This window comes from Pedobacter fastidiosus, assembly GCF_014306625.1.
GTDB classification, from domain to species: Bacteria; Bacteroidota; Bacteroidia; order Sphingobacteriales; family Sphingobacteriaceae; genus Pedobacter; species Pedobacter fastidiosus.
Window position 1 is genome coordinate 209,489 of record NZ_JACRYL010000008.1, and the last position, 21,070, is coordinate 230,558.

The window sequence follows — 21,070 nt, forward strand, 5'->3', positions numbered from 1 at the left end:
TTATTAAAAACAAAACGCCATATCGTATTCTATTTCCTGTACTTCAAATCTTGCATAGGGAATCTTTTTCCCATCTATTTTCCAGCTGGCTTCGGCCAAAAGGGGAATACTGACTGAGTTGATCTCCTTGTAGCCAGAAAGACTGATCTCCCAGGTTTCTAGGGTACCATTCATATATCTTTTGGTTGATAATGTTGCAATTTCTCCCCTTTTGTTAAAAGATACAAGATAGTTCAGGACCAAACCATCTACGCTTACCCTAAGCCTGGCGTTTTTTGAATCAATTACAAACCACTTCTTATTTTCATCCTGAAGAAAGTTTGTTGGAAACCAAACGCTTTCAGCCAACCAACGCAACAGTTCACCCTGATCAAATTTCTCACCCTTGCCATTAACAATTCTTAGCGCATCGAGCAAAAAAACCTCCAACCTTCCCTTAGCGCCTATATACATATCTCTAGCACTGAATAAGGCGGTATTGCCTTTCCAGATAAAGCCGGCAGGTACGGTGGTAAAATACTGTTCGCCGCGGATCGGGATCCATGGCTTATCCAGAGCAGTTTTGAACTGGCCTCCGTGTTTTAAACGGATGGTTCCGGGGTAAATTGAGCCTTCTTTAAGCACCAGCCTGAAATATTTCTCAACCGGCGAGGGAAGCCCCGAAAGTTGGTTAAAGTTGAAAATCCTCGGAGCAGATTTATCCATGAGCGAAAACAATCTGTTGACTTGTATTTTATAGCGCCAATTGGATAGCAGCACCAAAATGGAATATAAAACCAAGATAATAATCACAATGTATGCAGCAGTTATCATTTCGTTATTTCCTTAGTGCAAGCGCCTTATTGTACTCATAATTCATCCGTCCGATGTGAAGAACCGATATTTCCTGAGGACATTCTACCTCACAGGCCTCTGTATTGGAGCAATGTCCAAAACCTTCGGTATCCATTTGGTTAACCATACTAACAACCCGGTCAGCGGATTCCAGTTTTCCCTGTGGCAATAGTACCAGATGGGAAATCTTGGCCGATGTAAACAGCGCAGCACTTGAATTTTTACAGGTAGCCACACAGGCACCGCAGCCTATGCAGGCAGCGGCATCGAATGCTGCCTCTGTAACTTCATGCGCAATCGGAATACTATTGGATTCGGGTGCCTGACCGGTAGATGCGGATATATAACCGCCCGACTGGATGATATGATCAAAAGCAGAGCGATCTATTTTCAGATCCCTTAAAACCGGGAATGCGGTTGCACGGAAAGGCTCAATATACACAGTTTCGCCATCATTAAAGCTTCTCATATGCAACTGGCATGTGGTTGTTCCGGTGAGTGGGCCATGCGCCCTCCCGTTGATCATCATGCCACATGCGCCGCAGATGCCTTCTCTGCAATCGTGGTCGAATTCAATTACCCGCTCTCCTTTTTGGATCAGTCTTTCGTTTAACAGGTCTAACATTTCCAAAAAGGACATATGCTCGGAAATGCCATCAACCTCGTAACTGATCATGCCACCTTTTGAATCCCTGTGCTCCTGACGCCAGACTTTTAAATATAATTTCATAATATACTTCTTGATAATTAACTATTTGTAACTCCTAACGGTAAGCTTGACGGTCTCAAAAACCAATGGTTCCTTATGCAGTTCGGGTTCAACTGCTTCCCCTTTCCATTCCCATGCTGACACATAACAGAAATCTTTGTCATTGCGAACTGCTTCACCATCGGGTGTCTGATATTCTTCTCTGAAATGTGCGCCGCAGGATTCTTCACGCTGCAATGCATCATGACACATCAGCTCGCCAAGTTCCAGAAAGTCCGAAACGCGTCCAGCCTTTTCCAGTTCGGAATTCACGCCTTCATCACCGGTAATCTTCAGCTCATGATCAAACGATTTTTTGAGTGACCTGATTTCGACGATGGCCTCTTCCAGGCTTTTTCTCGTTCTGGAAAGTCCGCATTTATCGTAGAGCAGCTTGCCTAGTGTTTTATGGAAATGATCGGCAGAAAGATGCCCTTTTAGGTTCAAAAACCTATTCAGCTGTTCTCTTACATTATTCTCTGCATCAATAAAGGCAGGATGGTCAGTAGTTACCTTTTCCGCTTTAAGTTCTCCAGAGAGATAATTCGGGATGGTGTATGGCGCAATAAAATAACCATCTACACAGGATTGGAGCAATGAATTTGCGCCCAACCTATTGGCTCCATGATCTGAAAAATTAGCCTCGCCTAAGGCAAAAAGACCGGGAATAGTGGTCATCAGATCATAATCCACCCACAGACCGCCCATGGTAAAGTGTGCAGCGGGAGAAATCAGCATGGGCTCTTTATAGGCATCAACACCATTTATTTTATCGTACATCCTAAAAAGGTTGCCATATTTCTCCTCGATCTTGTCCCTTCCCTGTTCCCTGATCGCTTTTGAAAAATCAAGACAGACTGCATTTTTCATCGGCCCAACTCCACAACCGGCATCAATCCTTTCCTTTGCTGCTCTTGAAGAGATGTCTCGTGGAGAAAGGTTCCCAAAAGTGGGGTAACGTCTCTCCAGATAATAATCTCTTTCTTCTTCGGGTATATCGTTTGGCACCCGCTCATCACCGGCTTTTTTGGGCACCCAGATCCTTCCGTCATTGCGTAGGGATTCGGACATCAGGGTGAGCTTGGACTGGGTCTCACCGATCTGTGGCAGACAGGTCGGATGGAACTGTATCCAGCTTACCCCCGACATAAAGGCACCTTTTTTGTGTGCCCTCCAGATCGCAGAACTATTGCAGCCCATGGCCAGTGTGGAGAGATAATACACCTTTCCATAACCGCCCGTAGCAAGTACCACCGCATTGGCCACATGGCGCTCAATTTCTCCTGTTTCCAGGTTACGGGCGATAATGCCACGGGCTTTTCCATCGATTAAAACCAGGTCGAGCATCTCGTGGCGGGTGTAGGTTTTCACCTTGCCTGCCGAAACCTGCCTCATCAGCGCTTGGTAGGCGCCTATCATCAGCTGTTGGCCGGTCTGCCCCCTCGCATAAAAGGTTCGCGATACCTGCACGCCGCCAAAAGATCTGTTATTTAAATATCCTCCATATTCCCTTGCAAAAGGCACGCCCTGTGCCACGGCCTGATCGATAAGCGCCAGCGAGCATTCGGCAAGGCGGTAAACGTTGGCTTCGCGTGAACGAAAATCTCCTCCCTTAATCGTATCATAGAACATGCGATAAACGCTATCTCCATCGTTCTTGTAATTCTTTGCTGCGTTTACCCCTCCCTGGGCCGCAACCGAATGCGCCCTACGTGCAGAATCCTGAAAACAGAAAGACTTTACATTGTATCCCTGTTCTGCAAGTGTTGCCGCACAGGAAGAACCTGCAAGCCCGGTACCTACTACAATGATATCGAGTTTTTTACGGTTGGCAGGGTTGATGAGTTTTGAGCTGTCCTTATAGTTGTTCCATTTATCGGCAAGGTCACCGGCAGGAATTTTAGCGTCTATCATAATACGTTTAGATTAAAATATATGTAAATCGGAATCAGCATAAAGCCCAAGGTGATCGCTAAAGAATAGATCCATCCGAAAACCCGAACCAAACTTGAATATTTGGGATGATAGAGACCAAGCGTTCTTGATGCGCTGAAAAAACCATGTAAAAGGTGGAAGCCAAGCGCAATGAAGGAAAGCTCATAAATAATGATGTACCAGCCCTGTTGGAATGAGCTGATCACAATGGAATACAGATCTTTGTTCCCCTTTGCATCCAGCGGCAAATGACCGAACTTATACACATACCAATAATCCTTAAAATGGATAATCAGAAAAATCAGGATAATCGTTCCCAATATCCCCATGTTCCGGCTGTTCCATGAGCTGACCTGACTGCGCTTATCGTAAACATACTTTTCGCCGTTTGCTTTGGTATTTTTCCTGTTGATGACCAGTGCATAAATGGCATGTCCGATCAGCGAAAGATAGAGTACGTAGGAGATAATTTTGATCAGAATATTTCCCGACAGCAGATGCGAGTACCAGTTGAACTGTTCCCGAGCCCCAGATTCAGGCAATAACAGCTGCAGGTTTCCCAGCAGATGGATCACCAGAAAGAAGCACAGGAAAAGTCCCGTTAGGGCCATCACCAGTTTGTATGTTAATGTGGTCTGTTTCATCTATTATTTATATATTTTTATTTGTTGTATAGAACCTTTGATGATTATATTTTATATATTTTCAGTAATATAAATTGAATTTATCCTACCAAAGCCCGATGACTTTCCACCATAATCCACCAACCAGGAACCAGACCAGTAAGAACAATACGCTCATAAAGAAGCCTTGTTTCCACCAATCCTTCAAATCAACGTAAGTGCTCCCAAAGAATATCGGTGCAGGACCGTGGCCATAATGGGTAAGTGAACCCATTAAGGAAGCACAGGCTCCCAAGAAAATAGCGAGCATTGTTCCCGGTACGCCAACTGCAATACCAACGGCCAAGAAAACGGAGTACATGGCCGCAACCTGCGCCGTTGCGCTGGCAAACATATAATGGCAATAAGAATAAACGAGAATGATGACCGGGAAAGCCAGTTGCCAGCTCAAATGTACCATCTGTCCACCTACCAGGTGACCAAACCATCCGATAAAGCCCAATGAATTCAAGAATGACCCCATCATCACCAGGGAAGAAAACCACACAATGGTATCCCATGCCCCTTTTTCTGATTTAACATCTTCCCATGTGAGCACACCGCATAAAAGCAGGATACAAAGCCCAATCAATGCACCGGTTGTGGCATCAATAGCAAACAGATTTCCAAAAATCCAAAGTACCAAAAGAATGATAAAGGTTGCAACCATAAGCCATTCCTTAATACTCATTGGTCCCATTTCCTTCAACTGCCTGGCAGCAATGGCAGGCGCTTCCTTAGTTTCTTTTAGCTCAGGTGGAAAAACCTTATACAGAAATATTGGCACTAAAAGAAAACATACCAGTCCTGGAACCAGCGCCGCAATGGCCCAGCTTCCCCAGGTAATGGTTACACCAAGATCCTTTGCGAATTTCTGCGCCATAGGGTTACTGGCTGTAGCGGTCAGAAACATGACCGAGGTAATCATATTCGCGTTGTAGCTGCTTAAGGTAAGGAAAGCACCGATTTTCCGGTGTGTTTCTGCTTTCTCGGGAATAGATCCCATGTTTACGGCGATAGATTTCATGATTGGAAAGATTACCCCTCCCGCCCTTGCAGTATTGCTTGGAATGGCAGGAGCTAAAATAAGATCAGCTGTGTTCAATCCATAAGCCAGGCCCAATGGGCTTTTGCCAAAGATCTTGATAAAGCTATAGGCAATCCTGGTACCAAGGCCGGTCTTTATAAATCCCCGGGCTATAAAAAATGCAAGGCCGATCAGCCATATGGTGGAGTTGCCAAAACCACTAAGTGCATTGAGTATGGATTTTGTCGGATCACCGGGTGCTAAGACTTGTGTGGCGGCACAGAGAGTGATTCCTATAATGGCCATAGTACCCATGGTTGCGGCTTTGGAAATAATGCCGACAATGGTTGCTACAAAAATAGCCAGCAAATGCCAGGCATTGGGTTTCACCCCATCGGGTACTGGAATAAACCAGATGGCCACACCGACCACAAGGGTGATGATGAGCGATTTAAAATTGATCTCTTTCATAATATTTAATTTAAAAGCGTATTTGTAACTGAACATAACCTAAGCTGTGATTGTAGGTTGTAGTTAATGGCAACTGGTTTTTAAACTGATCTATCGCTACCCCAACCTGAACGGCGGCATAAAAATCATCGGCAAAAATCAGGGAGACATTGGGAATGAGAGTCTGGCGGGGATTGCTCGCCAGTTTGTAGTTCTCATCAAAATATTCATATCTGCAGGAAAACTCTACCGCTCGCAGCCTTCGGCTTTCGTGGTTGTATCGAAGCGTTGGGAAAAAATAAAATCCATGCATCTGGTATTCGCTTATATCCGGACGGAGGAGCTGCTTATCGGCATTATAGGACAGAAAGTTTGCCCCTGTTTTAAATTCAGCCATTAAAAGCAGATCGAATTTTCTGGCTAAGGGAATCTTGGCCGTCGCATCAGCGCCATAGGCCTGGCCGATGCTGCTGGATGCCATACTGCCCGATCCTGCATTAATGCCAATGGTGAAATCCTTTAAAAAATCTGCTTCCAGTCTACCATAAAGATTTTTGGTGTTGTTGTCATCGGATGATTGGTTCTTGTTGTTTCCGTTGTAGGCGCCTGCAAAATAGCGGATTTTGCCTCCTGAGACAACATTGCCCAGAACGGAAATTCCGGTCTGAAAACTCTGCCAGCCATTTTTCCCAAAGGCATAGTACTGGTTTGAAAAATCCAGTGTGCGGATAATATCCACTGCCATGGCATCCTCTATCCCAAAGAACGGACGAAACTGCCCAGCTTGGATGTGGAAATACTCACTAAGCGAATATTTGATATAGGCATTTTCAAGCACCTTGTTGGTGGGATCGGTATTGAACTCTGCTAAATTGGCCAGAATATTTGCCGAAAAATGATCATTGATATCTCCCTTAACCATTACCCTTGCCCTTTTAATGAGGAAAGTATTGGATATCGCCTTTGATGTGGCCGGATCGAAATTCTTTCCGTTAATATCGACATCCTTATCCAAAGAGAGTACATATCTGGTCTGCAAGACTCCAGCAAAGGTCAGTTTTCTTTTATAGGCTGAATAGTTTTTGAGCGTATCGCTCAATCTGGTGCGGTCCTTCTGTTGCGCTTGGCCAACAAAAGAATTGGCAATCAGAATTACAAAAAGTATGTAGAGTTGTTTCATGATCTGGATGTTTTGTAGTTGGTTATATGCTCTCAATAAAAAATTGCTATTTAATCGTTCCGATCATATCCTCAGGCCGTACCCATTCATCAAACTGCTCATTCGTAACCAGCCCAAGCGCTATGGCAGATTCCCTCAGCGATTTGTTATCCTTTAGGGCTGCTTTAGCAATCCTGGCAGAATTATCATAACCAATATGGGGATTCAGGGCTGTTACCAGCATGAGTGACGTTTCGAGGTGTTTTTTAATACCGTCATAATTGGGCTCAATGCCTAAGGCGCAGTGTTCATTAAATGAACAACAGGCATCGCCGATCAATCTTGCTGACTGCAGAAAGTTAGCGGCCATTACGGGCTTAAATACATTGAGCTGAAACTGTCCGTTTGATCCTGCAACGGTAATCGCCACATCATTACCCATCACCTGCGCAGCAACCATGGTTACTGCTTCATTTTGGGTCGGGTTTACTTTGCCGGGCATGATGGATGAGCCTGGTTCGTTTTCGGGTAGGTGTAATTCCCCAATACTGCATCTAGGCCCTGAGGCCAGCATGCGGATATTGTTGGCAATGTGCATAAGGGAAACTGCAATCTGTTTTAGTGCGCCATGGCTTTCCACTACGGCATCATGAGCAGACAGTGCCTCAAATTTATTGTCCGCCGTACGGAAAGGTAGACCGGTAAAATCTGCAATGTATTTTGCAACGGCAACATCATATCCCTTTGGTGTATTCATGCCCGTACCAACTGCTGTTCCGCCAAGTGCCAGTTCAGAAAGGTGATCCAATGTATGTCGCAGGGCCTTTAACCCATGGTCCAGCTGTGATACATAACCTGATATTTCCTGTCCGAGGGTTAAGGGTGTTGCATCCATTAAATGGGTACGGCCAATCTTAACCACATTTGTGAAGTTTTCTGATTTTATCCTTAAGGTATCCCTAAGTTTTTCAATACCGGGAATAGTGATATCCACCAATATCTTATAGGCTGCAATGTGCATAGCCGTTGGAAAAGTGTCGTTTGAAGACTGTGATTTGTTTACATCATCATTTGGGTGAACATACAGTTTACCCTCACCCATTTCATTGCCCTGCAGCACATGGATCCGGTTAGAGATGACTTCGTTTGCATTCATATTCGACTGGGTTCCTGACCCGGTCTGCCAGATCACCAACGGGAATTCCCCGAAAAGCTTTCCATCTATGATCTCATCACATACCTTTGCGATAAGGTCCCTTTTATCTGTGGGAAGAACATTGAGATCTTTATTTGCATAGGCGGCAGCTTTCTTCAGGAAGCCAAAAGCCTCAATAATCTCTTCGGGCATGGATGCCTTCGGGCCGATCTTAAAGTTGTTTCTTGAGCGCTCGGTCTGCGCTCCCCAATAGCGGTTTCTTGGTACCTGAACATCGCCCATACTGTCGTGTTCGGTTCTTGATACGGATAGACCTGTGTTATTTATTTCTTTTAAGATAGACATATATGCTTCGTTTAGGATATGCAGTAAAGGTGCACAAGGTTAGCTGGCTCAGCCATGACCGCAATCAAGAGATAAGATGATGTGAATCAGCCGAAATCACATACAAATAAGCCTACCTTGTATATGGGATAACCAATTCCGGTCTATGCCTACAAAAAAACATGCTATGCCCTATCTTCAGTTGGAAGTCATCAGAAACTACCCTTACGCTACTAAAAAATTATTGGCAAAAAGAATCGGAGAAACTTATTCAAAGATTATGAAAGCAGATCAAAACCGCATAACGGTAAGCATCCGTGAGCTTGGCGAAGGCTCCATTTGGCGTTGTGGCGATGAGGAACCCATGCCGGCAGCCATTATGATGTGCGATATCCGAAAAGGAAGGGATGCGCATCTCAGAATAGCACTTTCTAAAGCGCTTATTGAAATGTGCAATGAGGTGCTTGGACTGGAAACAGGCCAGCTAAACATCGAATTTACTCAGCATAGTGGCGATGAAATGTACCACCAGCGCTTGGGAAGTTTTAGTGCCGATTGGACTGCTAACGAGGGATCTTTATAATCGATCCCTCAAAAGATTATCGCCTCGAGCTGATTTTCTTATCTGAAGCGAGCAACCTTTCGTAGCCGTACATCGCCATTTCCAGCGACCGATCTTGAGCATAAATATCCTTGTAAATAACGAGCTGACTGTCTATCATTTCACAGGTTAGGTAAGTTATTTTTAATGGAATGGGTCTGTCCAGCTTAAAATCTGTAGTCTTATCTTCTACAATGGCGGTATGCAATAAAGTTCTTCCATTGGCCGAACCGTCCTGAATCAATAATAATCCAGCCAATTTTTCGGCCTGATCAATATAGATACAGCCAGTACTCAAGGCTCTTTGGGGGAAGCGGGCCAATTTAGATAAAGGCATATCATGTAGATAAATATCGGAAGCTCCTGCAAAGCGAAAGAGAATTCTGCCCATTGCATGGTCGCAAGCCTCAGACTGACGTGCGTGATAACCTTTTGGTTGTGCTTTTATCTGCAGGAGTTTTTTTGCTGTGATTTCGACAAATCTGCCTTTCGAATCATAGATAGCAAAGTGGTTATTTGCCATATAGCTCGGGTTTTTGATTGCTCCGGGCAAAACTTCTTCTATAAACATCCGCTCAGTCACCCTGCGATCTGGTATGGCGGTTATAGCGATTAACTTACTTTCCAATACCGGGGTTGGCGAAGAAGGTTTGCCCACAATAATTTTAAAGGTATAAACAGAATCCCTGAGTTTCATTTTTGCGGTAAAGGCAGGAATGTTAATGATCAGGCTTGGTGTCTGGCTGGCAGAAAGCCATCTTAAACGCTCCATATTTATTGTCATTTTCTTAACGCTCTCTTCTGGAAATTCATAACTGTCTTCCAGATACTGGCCACGCACCAAGTGCATATATTTTTGCAGATCATCATACTCTTTTGATGAGGGCTGTACCCTTGCGATTTCGTTATAGAAATCTTTGCTTTCCATTAATTGCAATAATTTAGCTTCAGCACTAAAGTCTCCATAACCGCCATCATCAATCCGGGATGGTGTTAGAGCAGTATTGAATTTTCCATAATGCAGGTGGTTCATAAAGGTAATCATCGCATCGGTCATTAACACATCGAAGATTGCACGCTGGCCACCACCCAGCATATCGGGATCTTCGTCCAATACCTTTACCTGTTCATAAACGAGCTCACTGGAGTGAAAGTCCTGACGGTTGAGGCCAAACTGAGAAATACAGTCCAGAATCATCATCGCCGGAGCAAGTTGTCTATTGTGATTTTCCTTTTCTACCCAAGCCAATGCGTAACCTTTAGATTTGTAAAAACGCTCTACAGATTTAGGATAGTTTAATGTGCCTTGGCAGGCCAAAAGTTGTGCTTTGGTCTGCTCAGAGATAAATGCATTGCGTTTTTCTCCCTCCTTTGTAAAAGTAATTGCAGGGCGCTGCGCCAGTACATTAAAGGAGATGTGTGCAAGCAGGCAGATCATCCATATGATAAACACCGTTCTATAACTTTTCGAAAAGTGCGCTGTTTTGAAGATATTTTTCATATTTATTTTTATTAGTTTAAGATAGGGAATGGAAATTTCATCATGATGATCTTTGAGCAACAAACTTCGCTCTAATCCTCTTATCCTAAAATGATTAAGGTCAGCCTTTCGGCTGACCTTGCACATGATTATTCTCTCGACAGGAGAAGTAAAGTCGTTGATGGATTTATGATATTTCTTGCTGAGCCTTTATAACTTGCTCTACGGCCAAAAAAAGTTCTTTTTTGAGTGTTCTGTAAGTCGTTGCTAAATGGATCATAGCATGTTCCATCTGCTCGTGCCTTTCTGTTAGGAATTCTCCTCGGTCAAATACCAGATCTTCGGTTTGTCCCTCCAAATCCTTAAGGTGTTCGATTAGATGGAGATCTGCACTATATTTATCTTTTTCTAGTTGCAGTAATTTAGTACCTACACTTTTTAGTGCTCCAAGATATTTAGGATCAGACAGCCGAATAAAATAATCGTCTAGAAGGTGGTGTAAAAAAACGGTTTCAATCTTAAAAAAATCTATATCCGATGCCCAATGTCTGGCTCTGGCGTGATATTGACGATACGTCGCAGAGGTGCTGTTTATGCCGTTCATAATTATAAAAGTTTAGGTAAGAGCATTAAGATGGAAAGATGAGCAGCGGAACGGGCTTGTACAGCGCACATTTATCTTTAAAATATTGTTTGGTTAGGGTATTGAAATGAAAATGCTGGTTTACCAGAACCAATAGATCAGCCTGCATACCGCTTACCAAGATTTCGAGGGTATTCTGTTTATCGTTCTTATCTAGCATATTGAGGAACAGCTTTTTGTAACCTACATTAAGGCTTACTTCTTGGTTAAAAATGTTCTCCGCCTCTTGCTCCTCTATTTCAGGCAGCCCACTTGCTGAAGTGTGTGCAATAACAAGATTTGCCTTCCAGCATCCTGCAAGATCCGCAAGAAACCGCACGGTCTCGATTCCGCAGAAACGCAGATCGGTTAAATAAACCAGTCGCCTGAATTCATTTTCCTGCCATGAGGATGGAACAAGCAATAAGGGAACCTGAAGTTTGTTTAACAGGGTGTTAATGGCTAGGTTTACATTGAGGAGTGCCTGTGGCAGAAACTCATCCATTCCTTTAACAACCATATAAATATCATTTCTCGAGGCCAACAGAAATAGATCTTCCCTATCATTATCAAGCCCAACCTCTTGGATTAGTGGGCTGAAACCGGGATGCAGTTTTTTGCGCCAGAGCAATTTTTTCATCAAAGGGGTATGAATCAGTTCTGCGATGGTTTCATCATGAGAACACCCCGCCCACTCGTAATTCTGCGAATCAAGTTTCGGCTCCGTACTGCTGGCGAGTATGATATTAGCACCTATTCTCTGAGCGAGTACAAGCGCAAAATCGGCCGCATGTTCTGCTTCCTGTGTATGATCGTTGATGATGAGTATTGTTTTCATTTGGATTATTGTTTAAGCATGCTGCTGACCATAAATATCGGCATAGCGCTAAGGAAACCAAATGATGGCAATCATCTTGTAGATTGTTTATCATCACCAATTAAAATCGAATCTGGAGCGTATATATTGATTACCCACATGTAGATAGAGGCTTCCAACCCACAACTTCAAGTATTATTTTTTTGATATCCCCAATATCCTTTTCGCATAAAGCATTAAGGCCATATATGGCCAAAGGGTTAATTGCTTGGAAAGTTCAATCAGAAGATAACGGCTAGAAATCCAGTTTAAAACCGCAAGTCTTGAGCGGAGATAGATTCTTGCAAGGTCAATAGAATGATCTTCTGGATTATCCTTTTCAGATGGTTGCATGATCGATTAACAGTTCATTATGTACATTCCAAACCCCCGGCGCATTCCAAGCAATACGTTCAGCCTCATCTTTTTGATAAATTGATTTTACCTTACCGCTTAGGGTAACCCTGTTGCCAAACACATTAACTAGAATATGATGATCATCAATTGCCCAGTTCCTAACCAGCGCATTTTCGATGGCCACCTTTTCAACATCATCAGCCGTTTCTGATTTTACCTGTATATTATTGGTTAGATTCCTAATTCCAGAAAGCGCCTCTACTGATTTTTGAACAGCCTCTTTCTGTGTATACCATTTTAACTCACCCTCAATTGTTACCCAGCTGTTCTCAACCTTGATAAAAATTTTATCCTGAGGAATTTCGGGATTAAGTCTTATGGATTTGAGGATTTCTGCAGCGAGTTCAAGGTCGGTCTTTTTGCCATCGGCACCAAAAACCACCTCTATTTTTTCTACAACTGCACGCACACCGATAACGGTTCTGGCAGCATGTTCCGCCTCCATTTTCTTCGCAAAACTATCTACTGTGCCGGTAAGGGTAATAATTCCCTCTTGAGCAGTTACGCCAATCTCCGCTGCATGCAATAAGGGCTCCCACTTTATTGCCTCAAGTACATCGAGCTGTAATTTTTCGTTGTGTCTCATTTTTATGATTTTTAAGATGTGTGGACTAAACGTAATGGACCTCATCATGACTGTTCCATTTTATCACGATCCAATATTTTTTTGTTCCGCTCGTATTCCTTAAGATCAATTGCACCTTTGGCGAAACGTTCCTGAAGAATATGCATTGCAGAGCGCTTTCTGTTGCGTTGCCCGGGAATATCGTATGGAACAAGAAATATCCATACCAGTAATGCAGACCATAAGATCCACCAGAGAAAATCCATTCCGAAAAAAAGATTTGTAAAGAACATTTTGGGTTTATTTAAGGGTGATTAGTTTTTTATATTTTGCAGGACATTAGCCTACCTCACTATTATCTAGAAGTAAGCCCATTTCGCTTACCACCCACTCAGAGAGACTATCGCCGTGGTTTCTGCTTAAGGCGGCAACTTTTTTGAAAATGGTTGCCCTTTCCAAAAAATCCTTATTTTTCCAGATCCGGAATTTTTCCTCTATTCTTGAAAGTTGCCGCAGGTAATCTGACTCGTGCAGGTTGCCGGCATCTTGAATATGTTGTTCTATTTGAAGGGCAGTATATAAATCCATTTTCTGATTTTTATGATATTGTAAATATCGCCTTAAACATCTGCCTGGGTAATGATGCCGGTCATCACTGATGAAGACACTCATCACATTAAACCAACTACCTGCGCTTAAGGCTTTTAAATCTACTTTATGCGATGTGCTCAGCTACCGAATTGGCCTTGAAGATCAGCATTGGGAAATTCAGATCTTTTGCCAGTTTTTCTGTCAGACTTCCTTTTAAAAGACTAGCCAGAAAACTTTTCTCACGATGAACCATAACCAGGAGATCCGTTGGTGCGTGAGACATCAACTTGTCAAGACCCTCTATTGCCTTATCCGCATTGATCCTGATGAAATGGATGCCGGGATAGCCGAGATCGCTACTAAAATCAAGAACCATTGCTTTTGTTTTTGCTGAGATATCCCTTGCTACGGTTTTAGGGGTCGAGATGTGGGCGATAAAAATTTCCGCCCTAAATGCGCTTGCCAATGGGATCAGCTGTTTTAAAAAAACAATGTCCCCATGAGGATCGCTGAGATCAGAAGCAAAATAAATATTTTTGAACGGAGCAATCTTCACTTTTGAGGGGACGAGTAAAAGTGGTACCCCTAAAGATTCAATCATGTTGCGTGTATGGTTTCCAAGCAAAAAGCTTCCAAACCCACCTCCATGTGTTCCCATAACCACAAAGTCTATTAACTCATCGGCAATCAGTCCACCTACTACATCCTGAAGATAGCCGGACTGGTTCATGATACCGATCTGCGGTTTTTTATCATGTGTGGGATTTGCTTTTGTGAGGTGCTCCCTTAATTTTTCAAGCTCGCTCGTACTGGCTTCTTCCAAAACATTAGACTCTTCCATTGGCCATACCACAAGTCCGGCTTGGGGCATCTCGGCAGGCACAATTACGGCGTTGCAGAGAATAATATCTGCGTTAATTTTTTTGGCAAGCGAATAGGCATATTCTGCAGCATGTTTAGCGTGCGAGGAGAAATCGGTAAGTACCAATAAATTTTTCATTTTTTCTATGTTAAGTGCGGCAAATCAATAGTATTTTTCCACCCTATAAAATTGGACAATATAAATATTGTCCGCCGTGATAGTGGTCACCTTTGCAAATGTTTATCATCAGTAAAACCCTTTTTAATTAAGCCGGTCGTACCAAAGTTTTTTTGGAACGACCAGGTATAGATCTTTTTTCAAATACCAGCTTATAAAGCTGCACCAATACTAAAGGAAGCATGCTGGAAAGGCCTGCGAGAACCCATGCCTGAAATGGGATTATATCAAGATTTAGTGCATCACGGCTCTGTTGAAACAGGTAGACGACTACGATTAGAAAAAAGCAGAGCAGAAGGGCAATCCATACAAATTTGTTTTTGGTTACCTCATTGCCCAGCATTCCCGAATGCAGAGATGACATGTTAAAAACATGAAAAAGCTGTGAGGATGCCAGGGTCAGAAAAGCTACATTATTAATTACCCTTACATCGCTACCCACATAAATCCTGCAAAGGAAAATAGACAGCAATACAGAACAGGTCATCATCAGAGCATAGATCAATATGACCATCCAGTTGCGGCTAGAGACAATATCCATTCTGGGGTCTCTAGGTGGCCTTTGCATAATGGTAGAATCCCCTTTGCCCAACCCGAGTGCAAGGGCAGGAAATACGTCAGTAACCATGTTGAGAAATAAAATCTGTAATGGAAATAGCATAGATCCCTGAGCAAAAAAACCAAGTAGGGTAACAATAAAAATTTCGCTGAGGTTGCAGGATACCAGATAGATTACAAAGCGCTGAATATTCTGAAAGATTTCCCTTCCATGGGCTACGGCCTGAGAAATAGAAGTAAAAGAATCATCTTTAAGTACAATACTCGCGGTTTCCTTAGCCACCTGTGTTCCCCTAAGTCCCATTGCGATGCCTACATCTGCTTTTTTAAGGGCGGGTGCATCATTTACACCATCTCCGGTCATCGCCACTATATAGCCTGCCTTTTGATAGACATCAACAATTTCCAGTTTCTGCTTGGGTGTTGTCCTTGCAAATACAGTGGTGGAAAGAATCCGCTCTTTCCATTCATCTCCAAGAAGTTCCATTTCAGGCAGTTCGCTCCCCGCGATTACCTTATTATCTTCCAGCGCCGTTATGCCTACCTTTTTGGCAATGTTCAATGCAGTCATCGGATGGTCTCCTGTGATCATGACAATCCTGATACCTGCTGAATGGCAGGCGCTGATCGCATCTTTTATGTCGGTTCTGGGAGGATCCAAAAAGCCGACCATCCCAACGTAAATGAGTTCCTGGAGATAATTATCCCCGGGTCTTTCAGTCGATATCAGGTAAGCAAAAGCAAGCACCCGAAGACCGGATGAGGAAAGGGCTTCTGCCCGCGAAAGGATTTTTTCTCTTCCACTGCCATCCAAATTCCCTTGAGCACTGCCGAGTTGGATCTTTTTGCACTTTGACAGCAAATCTTCTACAGATCCCTTTGCAGAGACAAAGAAATTAGTTTTTCCCTTATGCAGGGTGCCCATGATCTTGGTCTCAGAGCTGAAAGGCATTTCAGATATCCGCTTAAATTCACCGATATTGTTTTCTGCATGAAATCCTGCAGCACTGGCAAGAATCAACAGTGCGATTTCGATAGGATCACCGGAAGATTTTTTTCCTTTGTCTGCCCCCTCAAGGGATGCATCGTTGCAAAGACTCCCGATCCGGACAAGCAGTTCAAAATTCTCGTGGCTTTTTTGAAGCCTCGCTCCCTTATATTCAAGTATTCCCTTCTTTATCGCAACATTCAGTTCTTCCCCAGGAAAAGAGAGTACCTCAACAAAAATTTTGTTTTCGGTCAATGTACCAGTTTTGTCGGTTAGGATAACGTTCACTCCTCCAAGCGTTTCTACAGCCGATAGTTTTTTCACAATGGCATTCTTTCTGGCCATGAGTAACATTCCATGTGCAAGCGCTACGGTTGCGACGATTGGAAGTCCTTCGGGAAACGCTGCGACGGCCAATGCTATTGAGGTTTCCAATATCTGCAACCAGGGCTTTTTTTCAATCACACCCGAAACCGCAAAAATGGCTGTCATAATGAGCGTAATCCAGATCAGTTTTTTGGTTAGTTTGCTGATCTTGATGTCTAGAGGTGTTTTTGTTGGTGCTGAGCGCCCAACCATTTCACTGATCTTTCCAAGCTGTGTATTTTCGCCAATCCCGGTAATGATTACCCTAGCATTTCCATTTATGACTGCTGTACCTTTGTAAACCATGTTTAGGGCAGCTGAAGGTTCTGTATCAGCGTTTAATGTTTCCGATGTTTTAACAACAGGAAAAGACTCCCCGGTAAGGGAAGATTCATCAACCTGAAGACCATTGATGTGCACAATCCGTCCATCGCCCGAAACCACATCGCCTGCTTCCAGCAAGACCAGATCTCCCGGCGTAAGTTGCTCAGATGGAATTTCAATTTTTTTTCCGCCCCTTATTATTCTGGAATAGCTAACGTCCATCTCCTTTAAGGCCCGCATAGAACTTCTGGCCTGCAGTTCCATAAAAAATCCGATCAGACCGTTAACTAGAATAACTATAAATATAGCTTTAGCCTCTACAGGATTTTTGAAATACAAGGAGGCAAAGCCGGCGAGAAAAAGAAGATAAACTATAGGACTGTTAAACTGCTCAAAAGCCATCAGCCATAGGCTTTTCTGCTTTTGGCTTTTGTAAATATTAAGTCCGAACTTCTTTGATCTCGTGGCGGCTTCCGCTCCGCTGATACCATTCTTCTGATCTGTCGAAAGGGCATTTAACAGACTTTCAACCTTTAGTGAATAAGCTGTTTTAAGGGGATACTTAATGTCCATAATGTCTATACTTTTTCGGTCTTGGCATGCAGAGCAGATGCCAGTTTGTTTTCATTGTCAGGTAATAAAAAATTTCGTGTATGCATTGCAATCATAGATTCCTCACTGGTTTTCATTACACGGATGCAAACCTTACTGCTTTGGCTGGAGATGACTTTCTCAGAACGCAGGTTAAGACAGCGGTCTATTTTAAGCCCCATGAAATCCATTTCAGCACAGATCCGTTCCCTGACCTCAGGAGAATTTTCCCCAATGCCACCTGTGAAGATGAGCATATCAATGCCTCCGAGCGAAGCCGCAAGCGAAGCAATAAATTTCTTAGCCTGATGACAATAAAGGGTTAATGCGGCTTCCGCTTTTTTGTCATCACAAAGGCTATTTAGAATCTCCTCCATATCACCCGTTCCCGAAATAGCCTTGAGTCCTGATTCATGGCTGAGCTCTACATCAAGTTCTTCAGGGGTAATATCATTCTGCTTAAGCATAAACAGCACAGCACCTGGATCAAGATCACCACAGCGCGTAGCCATTACCAGCCCTCCTATCGGGCTAACGCCCATAGTTGTGTCAAAGCCTTTTCCCAATGAAACGGCAGCCATGCTGGAGCCATTTCCGAGATGGGCGATAACAATTTTTTTCTGATCGATAAATGCATGTTGCTTATCGAGTTTTTGCATGATATATTCATAAGACAGTCCGTGAAATCCATATCTCATCAAACCCTGTTCAGCATACTTAGCAGGCAGCGGGTAATATTTATTACAATCGGGCATATCCCGGTGAAAGTTGGTATCAAAGCACGCCACATGCAGTAGGTAGGAAAATTCCAGCATGAATGCATTAATAAGACTGAGTTCGTCAGGCAGGTGATTGGGGGCTAAAAAGATGAGTTCTTTTAAATCCTCCAGTAATTTTTCTGTAATGATTTCAGGTCTTCTGTGCACTGCTCCTCCCTGTACCAAACGGTAACCAATGGCAGAGATCAGGCAGTGCTTTTTATTTTCCCTGAGCCACCGGATTATTGCTACGGAAGCATCCTCAATATTTCGGTAATGTTCTTTTTTTAAGGCGATAGAATCCCCGTAGCTATCGGTTAAATCCATAGTCCCGATCGGCTTACCTATCCCCTTTATCACTCCCGACCATTGCCTGTGCCCAGTCGTCTGGTGATAAACCGCAAATTTCAGGCTTGATGAGCCCGAATTGAGCACCAATATAAAATGCTCCCCGGATAATTGTAAGGTCTTGTCCATAGTTCTCCCTTTTAACGTTAGCAAACCTGAATTGATCCATTAACATCCCACTAGAACAAAGGTACCTCCGGCAGGAGTCGCCCAAAATGACCTCGCCCCAAGCGAATAATGATAGCCATCACAGATAAGCGGATAATTGTACCTACCTTGTACAGATAAGTAAAGGCTGGTAATGGTGAGCTACTGAATAGGCTGTTCGATAATCGAAACAAATCAACCCAGCCGATTGTCTATCTTAAGCAGCTAATTATTTAGCTGTTAATCAATAATTTATGGAAAATACCGTATTGCTGAAAGCAATCATTGAAAATGCAATAGACGGCCTGATTACCATAGATGACCGTGGGATTATTGAATCCATTAATCCATCTGCATGTAAGCTTTTTCATTATTCTCAGGAGGAGGTTGTTGGCCAGAATATATCCATGTTGATGCCGCAGCCAGACCGGGCCCGGCATGACGGCTATCTTTTTCAGTACAAAAAAACAGGAAATGCCAGTATCATTGGTATTGGCAGAGAATTAGTAGGACTTAAGAAAAACGGAAGTCAGTTTCCCTTCCGGCTTGGTGTAAGCGAGGTAAAATATTCCGGAAGAATTATCTATGCAGGCTTTATACATGATCTGACAAGGGAAAAGGAAGCTGAAGGAAAATTACAAGATTATGCAGCTTTACTGGAAGAACAGGTGGAGGAAAGAACACATTCACTCAGAACGAGTGTAAAAGCCCTGCAAAAAACCCAGGATGATTTAAATCTTTCACTTAACAAAGAAAAAGAACTTGGCCAGCTTAAAAGCAGGTTTGTATCCATTGCATCACATGAATTCCGTACCCCCTTGAGCATGGTACAACTTTCAGCATCGCTTATTGACCGATATGCAGAAAACCAGGATAGGGAGAGCATCGGTAAACACGTTGTTAAAATCAAAGATGCGGTACTGAATATTACGGCCATACTCAATGATTTTCTTTCGCTCGAAAAACTCGATTCGGGAATGGTAAAACCAAAGCTTAGCCACTTCAACCTCTCCGAAATGGCCGAAGAGATTACCGGCGAAATGCAGATTACGCTGAAAGGAAAACAGAAGATAATTTTCAAGCATAGGGGACCTGGCCTAATGATCAACCTGGATCAGAACCTGCTTAAAAACTGCATCGTAATCCTCATCGATAATGCCATCAAATATTCAGGAGAGGAGAGCGAAATCCAGTTTTATACCAAGATCAATGAAAACAACTTCTCCATTAGGATCTGCGACAATGGCATCGGTATTCCGGATACGGATCATAAACATCTCTTTGAGGCATTTTTTAGGGCACATAATACAGGCAATATTTCCGGAAACGGCCTCGGGTTAAGTATACTTTCCAGATATACTGGTCTGATGAATGGGAAGGTTAGTTTTAAGAGCAGAGTTAACCGGGGCACATTATTTACACTTACTTTTCCACAAACCAATAACCATGAGCAAAAAAATACTGATCATTGAAGATCATGATGCCATTCGTGCAAACGTGGTAGAAATTTTAGAAATGGCCTTGTATACCGTATTTCAGGCAGAAAATGGAAAGATCGGTGTGGATATGGCACTGCAAAATATCCCTGATATTATTTTATGCGATATTATGATGCCCGAACTGGATGGATATGGTGTGCTCTACATGCTCAACAAACACGTAGAGACTTCTGGGATCCCGTTTATTTTCCTAACGGCGAAGGCAGAACATGCAGATTTAAGGAAGGGAATGGAACTGGGCGCAGATGATTATTTAATCAAGCCATTTGATGACATGGAGTTGCTCAACGCAATCGATATTCGATTGAGAAAAAAAGCAATGGCGGAACAATCGCACAAAACAAATTCAGCAGAATTTGCGGTCCTTGTGGCGAAAACAGATGGTCTTGCAGAATTCAACAAGATCATCGAGGGCAGAAAAAGCAGGGAATATAAAAAAAACCAAGTTATTTATTACGAAGAAGACCATGGAAAAGGATTGTACCTGATTACAAGTGGCAAGGTCAAAACCATAAAGCTGGCTCAGGACGGCCGCGAGCTTATGACTGGCATGTATTCTGAGGGGGATTACATCGGGATTAATGCCGTACTCAGTGGCAGCACTTATGCAGACACCGCCACAACGATAGAGGACAGTTTGCTCTGTTTGATCCCTACGGAGCAGATGGAAAACGTTTTTAGTCTCTACCCTGAAGTCGCCAGAAAATTTATCCATCTACTCTCTAGAGACAATCGTGAAAAAGAGGATCAGCTATTGCAACTCGCCTATCATTCGGTCAGAAAAAAGATGGCTGGAACACTCGTCAAGTTGCACAGTAAGGATATGAAAAATGATTTCTTTACCATTTCTAGGGAGGACCTTGCTGCCATGGCTTGTATGGCAACCGAAACAGTCAGCCGTACCCTATCAGATTTTAAGGATGAAAAATTGATAGATCGGAGTGGCGCCCGGATTACCTTACTGGATCTTAATGGACTTTCAAAAATGAAAAACTAGAAATCTGAGTTAGCCTGCGAATCATAAA

Annotated in this window: 20 protein-coding genes; 3 read left to right on the forward strand and 17 right to left on the reverse strand. The window is 43.2% G+C overall.

All coding sequences use genetic code 11. From position 1 onward, the window contains the following. Positions 1–3 precede the first annotated feature (3 nt). The 7 genes from H7U22_RS10930 to fumC all read right to left on the reverse strand — a co-directional run bounded on the left by H7U22_RS10930 (position 4) and on the right by fumC (position 8,316). Positions 4–813 (reverse strand): DUF6544 family protein, encoded by an 810-nt coding sequence (locus tag H7U22_RS10930; protein WP_187071395.1) that lies wholly within the window; start codon positions 811–813, stop codon positions 4–6. A 4-nt stretch (positions 814–817) separates the two neighbouring features. Beyond that, positions 818–1,564 (reverse strand): succinate dehydrogenase/fumarate reductase iron-sulfur subunit, encoded by a 747-nt coding sequence (locus H7U22_RS10935; protein WP_187071396.1) that lies wholly within the window; start codon positions 1,562–1,564, stop codon positions 818–820. 21 nt (positions 1,565–1,585) lie between these two features. Continuing rightward, positions 1,586–3,496 (reverse strand): fumarate reductase/succinate dehydrogenase flavoprotein subunit, encoded by a 1,911-nt coding sequence (locus H7U22_RS10940; RefSeq protein WP_222621840.1) that lies wholly within the window; start codon positions 3,494–3,496, stop codon positions 1,586–1,588. Beyond that, entirely contained in the window at positions 3,493–4,161 is a 669-nt protein-coding gene (locus H7U22_RS10945; protein WP_187071397.1) for a succinate dehydrogenase cytochrome b subunit, read from the reverse strand. The genes H7U22_RS10940 and H7U22_RS10945 overlap by 4 nt, the downstream gene beginning before the upstream one ends. Before the next feature lie 85 nt (positions 4,162–4,246). Beyond that, positions 4,247–5,677: an anion permease gene (locus H7U22_RS10950; protein WP_187071398.1), complete on the reverse strand. Its 1,431-nt coding sequence runs from the start codon at positions 5,675–5,677 to the stop codon at positions 4,247–4,249. Positions 5,678–5,687: 10 nt separating this feature from the next. Next, entirely contained in the window at positions 5,688–6,836 is a 1,149-nt protein-coding gene (locus H7U22_RS10955) for a porin (RefSeq protein WP_187071399.1), read from the reverse strand. 46 nt (positions 6,837–6,882) lie between these two features. Beyond that, the gene (fumC, locus tag H7U22_RS10960) at positions 6,883–8,316 is read right to left on the reverse strand and encodes a class II fumarate hydratase (protein WP_187071400.1); all 1,434 of its coding nucleotides are present in this window, start codon (positions 8,314–8,316) and stop codon (positions 6,883–6,885) included. Between the two features lie 145 nt (positions 8,317–8,461). Between fumC and H7U22_RS10965 the strand changes: the two genes are divergently transcribed. After that, on the forward strand, positions 8,462–8,878 hold the full coding sequence (locus tag H7U22_RS10965; RefSeq protein WP_222621841.1) for a tautomerase family protein: 417 nt from the start codon (positions 8,462–8,464) through the stop codon (positions 8,876–8,878). Between the two features lie 16 nt (positions 8,879–8,894). On the opposite strand, the gene H7U22_RS10970 is transcribed toward H7U22_RS10965, so the two are convergent. The 10 genes from H7U22_RS10970 to H7U22_RS11015 all read right to left on the reverse strand — a co-directional run bounded on the left by H7U22_RS10970 (position 8,895) and on the right by H7U22_RS11015 (position 18,528). Beyond that, entirely contained in the window at positions 8,895–10,397 is a 1,503-nt protein-coding gene (locus H7U22_RS10970; protein ID WP_187071401.1) for a L,D-transpeptidase scaffold domain-containing protein, read from the reverse strand. Positions 10,398–10,563: 166 nt separating this feature from the next. After that, positions 10,564–10,980: a hypothetical protein gene (locus H7U22_RS10975; RefSeq protein WP_187071402.1), complete on the reverse strand. Its 417-nt coding sequence runs from the start codon at positions 10,978–10,980 to the stop codon at positions 10,564–10,566. Positions 10,981–11,005: 25 nt separating this feature from the next. After that, complete coding sequence (locus H7U22_RS10980) at positions 11,006–11,836, reverse strand: hypothetical protein (protein WP_187071403.1); 831 nt, start codon at positions 11,834–11,836, stop codon at positions 11,006–11,008. 174 nt (positions 11,837–12,010) lie between these two features. Continuing rightward, on the reverse strand, positions 12,011–12,208 hold the full coding sequence (locus H7U22_RS10985) for a hypothetical protein (protein WP_187071404.1): 198 nt from the start codon (positions 12,206–12,208) through the stop codon (positions 12,011–12,013). Continuing rightward, positions 12,195–12,857: a BON domain-containing protein gene (locus H7U22_RS10990; RefSeq protein WP_187071405.1), complete on the reverse strand. Its 663-nt coding sequence runs from the start codon at positions 12,855–12,857 to the stop codon at positions 12,195–12,197. The genes H7U22_RS10985 and H7U22_RS10990 overlap by 14 nt, the downstream gene beginning before the upstream one ends. A gap of 44 nt (positions 12,858–12,901) precedes the next feature. Continuing rightward, entirely contained in the window at positions 12,902–13,129 is a 228-nt protein-coding gene (locus H7U22_RS10995) for an SHOCT domain-containing protein (protein ID WP_187071406.1), read from the reverse strand. A gap of 46 nt (positions 13,130–13,175) precedes the next feature. After that, positions 13,176–13,424 carry a hypothetical protein gene (locus H7U22_RS11000; RefSeq protein ID WP_187071407.1) on the reverse strand — a complete coding sequence of 83 codons (249 nt, stop codon included), beginning with the start codon at positions 13,422–13,424 and terminating at the stop codon, positions 13,176–13,178. A gap of 127 nt (positions 13,425–13,551) precedes the next feature. Further along, complete coding sequence (locus tag H7U22_RS11005) at positions 13,552–14,427, reverse strand: universal stress protein (RefSeq protein ID WP_187071408.1); 876 nt, start codon at positions 14,425–14,427, stop codon at positions 13,552–13,554. Between the two features lie 127 nt (positions 14,428–14,554). Further along, positions 14,555–17,275 carry a cation-translocating P-type ATPase gene (locus H7U22_RS11010; protein ID WP_187071409.1) on the reverse strand — a complete coding sequence of 907 codons (2,721 nt, stop codon included), beginning with the start codon at positions 17,273–17,275 and terminating at the stop codon, positions 14,555–14,557. A 5-nt stretch (positions 17,276–17,280) separates the two neighbouring features. Further along, complete coding sequence (locus H7U22_RS11015; RefSeq protein WP_187071410.1) at positions 17,281–18,528, reverse strand: acetate/propionate family kinase; 1,248 nt, start codon at positions 18,526–18,528, stop codon at positions 17,281–17,283. Positions 18,529–18,800: 272 nt separating this feature from the next. Here H7U22_RS11015 and H7U22_RS11020 point away from each other — a divergent pair, with 272 nt between their 5' ends. Both H7U22_RS11020 and H7U22_RS11025 read left to right on the forward strand, forming a co-directional pair. After that, on the forward strand, positions 18,801–20,018 hold the full coding sequence (locus tag H7U22_RS11020; protein WP_187071411.1) for a PAS domain-containing sensor histidine kinase: 1,218 nt from the start codon (positions 18,801–18,803) through the stop codon (positions 20,016–20,018). Further along, on the forward strand, positions 19,993–21,042 hold the full coding sequence (locus H7U22_RS11025) for a response regulator (protein WP_187071412.1): 1,050 nt from the start codon (positions 19,993–19,995) through the stop codon (positions 21,040–21,042). Before H7U22_RS11020 ends, H7U22_RS11025 begins: the two co-directional genes overlap by 26 nt. Positions 21,043–21,070 lie beyond the last annotated feature (28 nt).